We start from the raw sequence: 764 nt of genomic DNA on the forward strand, positions 1-764 counted from the left end.
AAGTGGTGCACCGCAGTCGGCGAGTCGAGTTTGAATTTGAGTTCCGGTTGATCGCGCCGACGCGGTGACCACCGACGTTACCCGACTGAAAACTGCGATGCTCATCTATGACATCGTTTGAAACTGCCCACGTTGTCGAAGCGTACCGCGAGCGATGCGAAGATCGCATTGAAGTGATCGCTGATGGTGATCGCACATTGATCGTGGTCGCCGACGGCGCTGGCGGCACGGGGGACGGACATATTGCTGCCGAAACCGTGATTCGGGAAATGCGGGCGAATTACGCAGCGATTGACAGCTCAACTGCTTGGTCCCAATTTCTTTCGCAACTCGACCTTCGCATACACGGCGGTGAAACGACCGCTGTGATCGTGGACCTACATCCCGACCGCATTCTTGGTGCGAGCGTCGGCGATAGTTGTGCGTGGGTGGTCGACGGTCAAGACATCACCGACTTGACTCGCACGCAGACTCGCAAACCGCTACTTGGTTCACAGGCGGCAAAACCTGCTCCATTCTGGCACGGCCGACTCAGTGGTGTCCTTTTGGTTGGTTCCGACGGTTTCTTCGACTACGCCAAACGCGAGCAGATCACACCGCTCATCGGTCGCACTGACTTTTTTGCTCTTCCGCGTGCATGTTTAGACATGGTTCGTCTTCCCTCCGGCGACCTTTGGGACGATACTGCAATCGTCGCGTGTCGGATACGCCGGACGGCTGCGTCTCGTAAACGTTACTCGATTTGACATGCAAGAAGCGGGGAA

At 56.5% G+C, this 764-nt stretch carries 1 protein-coding gene; it reads left to right on the plus strand.

Annotated features, from left to right (window positions below; genetic code table 11):
• Positions 1-107 precede the first annotated feature (107 nt).
• Positions 108-746, plus strand: a complete 639-nt coding sequence (locus H1B37_RS33000) for a protein phosphatase 2C domain-containing protein (RefSeq protein ID WP_182871519.1) — start codon at positions 108-110, stop codon at positions 744-746.
• The last annotated feature ends 18 nt before the right edge of the window (positions 747-764 follow it).

The sequence above is a fragment of the Stieleria mannarensis genome (genome assembly GCF_014154935.1).
Lineage (GTDB): Bacteria > Planctomycetota > Planctomycetia > Pirellulales > Pirellulaceae > Stieleria > Stieleria mannarensis.

Excerpts from the sequence above, each read along its gene's own strand:
- H1B37_RS33000 (WP_182871519.1), top strand. The coding sequence starts at position 108 with ATGACATCGTTTGAAACTGCCCACGTTGTCGAAGCGTACCGCGAGCGA.